This is a genomic window from Nocardia callitridis, assembly GCF_039543305.1.
GTDB classification, from domain to species: Bacteria; Actinomycetota; Actinomycetes; order Mycobacteriales; family Mycobacteriaceae; genus Nocardia; species Nocardia callitridis.
Map to the genome: position 1 here is coordinate 1 of NZ_BAABJM010000012.1, position 5,403 is coordinate 5,403.

Sequence of the window (5,403 nt, forward strand, 5' to 3'; positions counted from 1 at the left end):
TTTTATTTGGTTCCGATGCTTTTGCACCCCCGTGTGAGGGTGTCGGACATTTTAGTCAACATTTTTTGTTGGCGTTTTGTTTTGCTAGGTTTTCGGACTCTAGTTTTTACTTCTGATTGCCCCTTTTTTGGGGTGGTTGAGAGTCTTCAACGGAGAGTTTGATCCTGGCTCAGGACGAACGCTGGCGGCGTGCTTAACACATGCAAGTCGAGCGGTAAGGCCCTTCGGGGTACACGAGCGGCGAACGGGTGAGTAACACGTGGGTGACCTGCCTCGCACTCTGGGATAAGCCTGGGAAACTGGGTCTAATACCGGATATGACCTTACATCGCATGGTGTTTGGTGGAAAGATTTATTGGTGCGAGATGGGCCCGCGGCCTATCAGCTTGTTGGTGGGGTAATGGCCTACCAAGGCGACGACGGGTAGCCGGCCTGAGAGGGCGATCGGCCACACTGGGACTGAGACACGGCCCAGACTCCTACGGGAGGCAGCAGTGGGGAATATTGCACAATGGGCGGAAGCCTGATGCAGCGACGCCGCGTGAGGGATGACGGCCTTCGGGTTGTAAACCTCTTTCGACTCCGACGAAGCGCAAGTGACGGTAGGAGTAGAAGAAGCACCGGCCAACTACGTGCCAGCAGCCGCGGTAATACGTAGGGTGCGAGCGTTGTCCGGAATTACTGGGCGTAAAGAGCTTGTAGGCGGTTTGTCGCGTCGTCTGTGAAATCTCACAGCTCAACTGTGAGCTTGCAGGCGATACGGGCAGACTTGAGTACTTCAGGGGAGACTGGAATTCCTGGTGTAGCGGTGAAATGCGCAGATATCAGGAGGAACACCGGTGGCGAAGGCGGGTCTCTGGGAAGTAACTGACGCTGAGAAGCGAAAGCATGGGTAGCGAACAGGATTAGATACCCTGGTAGTCCATGCCGTAAACGGTGGGTACTAGGTGTGGGTTTCCTTCCACGGGATCCGTGCCGTAGCTAACGCATTAAGTACCCCGCCTGGGGAGTACGGCCGCAAGGCTAAAACTCAAAGGAATTGACGGGGGCCCGCACAAGCGGCGGAGCATGTGGATTAATTCGATGCAACGCGAAGAACCTTACCTGGGTTTGACATACACTAGAAAGCCGTAGAGATACGGCCCCCCTTGTGGTTGGTGTACAGGTGGTGCATGGCTGTCGTCAGCTCGTGTCGTGAGATGTTGGGTTAAGTCCCGCAACGAGCGCAACCCTTATCTTATGTTGCCAGCGCGTAATGGCGGGGACTCGTGAGAGACTGCCGGGGTCAACTCGGAGGAAGGTGGGGACGACGTCAAGTCATCATGCCCCTTATGTCCAGGGCTTCACACATGCTACAATGGATGGTACAGAGGGCTGCGAGACCGTGAGGTGGAGCGAATCCCTTAAAGCCGTTCTCAGTTCGGATCGGGGTCTGCAACTCGACCCCGTGAAGTTGGAGTCGCTAGTAATCGCAGATCAGCAACGCTGCGGTGAATACGTTCCCGGGCCTTGTACACACCGCCCGTCACGTCATGAAAGTCGGTAACACCCGAAGCCGGTGGCCCAACCCTTGTGGAGGGAGCCGTCGAAGGTGGGATTGGCGATTGGGACGAAGTCGTAACAAGGTAGCCGTACCGGAAGGTGCGGCTGGATCACCTCCTTTCTAAGGAGCACATCTGCATCGCACCCTGAATAGTCGGGGATGGTAAACGTTGATGCCAGAGACCATTTCGGGCCCGTACGTGGTTCGGTGGATGCTCATGGGTGGAACGCTGACTGGTTTCTCGGAAGTATCGGTTGGTCCTGAGTGGCTGATCGTCTGGGGATATATCGACACACTGTTGGGTCCTGAGAGAACACGCGAGTGTTTTTTCTAGGCAAAAAAACGATCTGACTGGGTCTCCATGTCATACCGGTTTCGGGCTTTGGTTCGGGATGCTGGTGGTGGTTTCGGGCTTGGTTGGGTGTGTTGTTTGAGAACTGCACAGTGGACGCGAGCATCTTTGTTAGTAAGTGTTTTAGAGCGTACGGTGGATGCCTTGGCACCAGGAGCCGATGAAGGACGTAGGAGGCTGCGATAAGCCTCGGGGAGCTGTCAACCGAGCTGAGATCCGAGGATTTCCGAATGGGGAAACCCAGCACGAGTGATGTCGTGTTACCCGCATCTGAATGTATAGGGTGTGTGGAGGGAACGTGGGGAAGTGAAACATCTCAGTACCCACAGGAAGAGAAAACAATAGTGATTCCGTGAGTAGTGGCGAGCGAAAGCGGATGAGGCTAAACCATGTGCATGTGATACCCGGCAGGGGTTGTGTGTGTGGTGTTGTGGGGCTCATTTTCTCAGATCTGCCGGTCTGGGCAACAGTGAGAAAACGATATGTTAGTCGAAGTGGTCTGGAACGGCCCGCCATAGACGGTGAGAGTCCGGTAGGTGAAAATGTGTCGTCTGTTGTAGTGAGTACCCGAGTAGCAGCGGGCCCGTGAAATCTGCTGTGAATCTGCCGGGACCACCCGGTAAGCCTGAATACTCCCTGGTGACCGATAGCGGACTAGTACCGTGAGGGAAAGGTGAAAAGTACCCCGGGAGGGGAGTGAAATAGTACCTGAAACCGTGCGCTTACAATCCGTCAGAGCCTGTGCATCCTTTGGTGGGTGGTGGGTGATGGCGTGCCTTTTGAAGAATGAGCCTGCGAGTTAGTGGCATGTGGCGAGGTTAACCTGTGTGGGGTAGCCGTAGCGAAAGCGAGTCCGAATAGGGCGTTTGAGTCGCGTGTTCTAGACCCGAAGCGGAGTGATCTACCCATGGCCAGGGTGAAGCAGCAGTAAGATGTTGTGGAGGCCCGAACCCACTTAGGTTGAAAACTGAGGGGATGAGTTGTGGGTAGGGGTGAAAGGCCAATCAAACTCCGTGATAGCTGGTTCTCCCCGAAATGCATTTAGGTGCAGCGTCACGTGTTTCATGCCGGAGGTAGAGCTACTGGATGGTCTAGGGGGCTTACCAGCTTACCGAAATCAGCCAAACTCCGAATGCCGGTGTGTGAGAGCGTGGCAGTGAGACTGCGGGGGATAAGCTTCGTAGTCGAGAGGGAAACAGCCCAGATCGCCGGCTAAGGCCCCTAAGCGTGTACTAAGTGGAAAAGGATGTGGGGTCGCGAAGACAACCAGGAGGTTGGCTTAGAAGCAGCCACCCTTGAAAGAGTGCGTAATAGCTCACTGGTCAAGTGATCCTGCGCCGACAATGTAGCGGGGCTCAAGTACACCGCCGAAGCCGCGGCACTCCAACATGACATCCACCATTCCTTGCGGGGGGTGGTGCAGTGGTTGGGGTGGGTAGGGGAGCGTCCTGTAGCCATGGAAGCAGCGGCGTGAGCTAGTTGTGGAGGCTATGGGAGTGAGAATGCAGGCATGAGTAGCGAAAGACGAGTGAGAAACTCGTCCGCCGAATGACCAAGGGTTCCTGGGCCAGGTTAATCCGCCCAGGGTGAGTCGGGACCTAAGGCGAGGCCGACAGGCGTAGTCGATGGACAACGGGTTGATATTCCCGTACCCGTGTATCCGCGCCCATGATGAATCAGTTGTGCTAAGTGTCCAAATCCCCCAGGAAGGCCTTCGGGTCTCGGGTGGGGTGCTGCACATGACCCCGGTTGGTAGTAGTCAAGCGATGGGGTGACGCAGGAAGGTAGCTGGGCCAGGTATTGGTTGTCCTGGTGTAAGCCTGTAGGGCGTTGTGTAGGTAAATCCGCACAGCATGTGCCTGAGAGGTGATGCGTAGCCGTTGTGGTGAATTCAGTGATCCTATGCTGCCGAGAAAAGCCTCTAGTGAGTTGGTGCACGGCCCGTACCCCAAACCGACACAGGTGGTCAGGTAGAGAATACTAAGGCGATCGAGAGAACTGTGGTTAAGGAACTCGGCAAAATGCCCCCGTAACTTCGGGAGAAGGGGGACCTCGGCTGGTGATGAGTCTTGCACTTTGAGCTGGTTGGGGTCGCAGAGACCAGAGAGAAGCGACTGTTTACTAAAAACACAGGTCCGTGCGAAGTCGTAAGACGATGTATACGGACTGACGCCTGCCCGGTGCCGGAAGGTTAAGAGGACCGGTTAGCCAGTAATGGCGAAGCTGAGAATTTAAGCCCCGGTAAACGGCGGTGGTAACTATAACCATCCTAAGGTAGCGAAATTCCTTGTCGGGTAAGTTCCGACCTGCACGAATGGCGTAACGACTTCTCTGCTGTCTCAACCACAGACTCGGCGAAATTGCATTACGAGTAAAGATGCTCGTTACGCGCGGCAGGACGAAAAGACCCCGGGACCTTCACTATAGCTTGGTATTGGTGTTCGGTACGGTTTGTGTAGGATAGGTGGGAGACTGTGAAGCGGGCACGCTAGTGTTTGTGGAGTCGTTGTTGAAATACCACTCTGATCGTATTGGGCTTCTAACCTCGGACCATGATCTGGTTCAGGGACAGTGCCTGGTGGGTAGTTTAACTGGGGCGGTTGCCTCCTAAAGTGTAACGGAGGCGCCCAAAGGTTCCCTCAGCCTGGTTGGCAATCAGGTGTTGAGTGCAAGTGCACAAGGGGGCTTGACTGTGAGACTGACAGGTCGAGCAGGGACGAAAGTCGGGACTAGTGATCCGGCATCGGCAAGTGGAAGCGGTGTCGCTCAACGGATAAAAGGTACCCCGGGGATAACAGGCTGATCTTCCCCAAGAGTCCATATCGACGGGATGGTTTGGCACCTCGATGTCGGCTCGTCGCATCCTGGGGCTGGAGTAGGTCCCAAGGGTTGGGCTGTTCGCCCATTAAAGCGGCACGCGAGCTGGGTTTAGAACGTCGTGAGACAGTTCGGTCTCTATCCGCCGCGCGCGTGAAGAAACTTGAGGAAGGCTGTCCCTAGTACGAGAGGACCGGGACGGACGAACCTCTGGTGTGCCAGTTGTTCTGCCAAGGGCACGGCTGGTTGGCTACGTTCGGAAGGGATAACCGCTGAAAGCATCTAAGCGGGAAGCCTGTTCCAAGATGAGGTTTCTCTCCACCTTCGAGTGGTTAAGGCCCCCTACAGATCATGGGGTTGATAGGCCAGAACTGGAAGCCTGGTAACAGGTGGAGGTGACTGGTACTAATAGGCCGAGGACTTATTAACAAAGAAGCTACGCGTCCACTGTGCGGTGTCTGAAACAACACACAGACCCCGACATCAGACCTAATGATTCCCATAACTTTGTTGTGGTGGGTTGTTGGGTTGGTGTTGAGGGTTGTGGATGGTTTCATAGTGTTACGGTGGTTATAGCGGTGGGGAAACGCCCGGTCCCATTCCGAACCCGGAAGCTAAGCCTGCCAGCGCCGATGGTACTGCACTCGACAGGGTGTGGGAGAGTAGGACACCGCCGGAACAATTTTCACGA

At 55.3% G+C, this 5,403-nt stretch carries 3 rRNA genes; all 3 read left to right on the forward strand.

The window, feature by feature from the left end:
- Positions 1–146: 146 nt before the first annotated feature.
- The 3 genes from ABEA50_RS30830 to rrf all read left to right on the forward strand — a co-directional run bounded on the left by ABEA50_RS30830 (position 147) and on the right by rrf (position 5,391).
- Positions 147–1,663 (forward strand): 16S ribosomal RNA (locus ABEA50_RS30830).
- Between the two features lie 344 nt (positions 1,664–2,007).
- Positions 2,008–5,141 (forward strand): 23S ribosomal RNA (locus ABEA50_RS30835).
- Between the two features lie 133 nt (positions 5,142–5,274).
- Positions 5,275–5,391: ribosomal RNA gene (gene rrf / locus ABEA50_RS30840) — 5S ribosomal RNA — on the forward strand.
- The 16S, 23S and 5S rRNA genes sit together here, the layout of an rRNA operon.
- Positions 5,392–5,403: the final 12 nt, after the last annotated feature.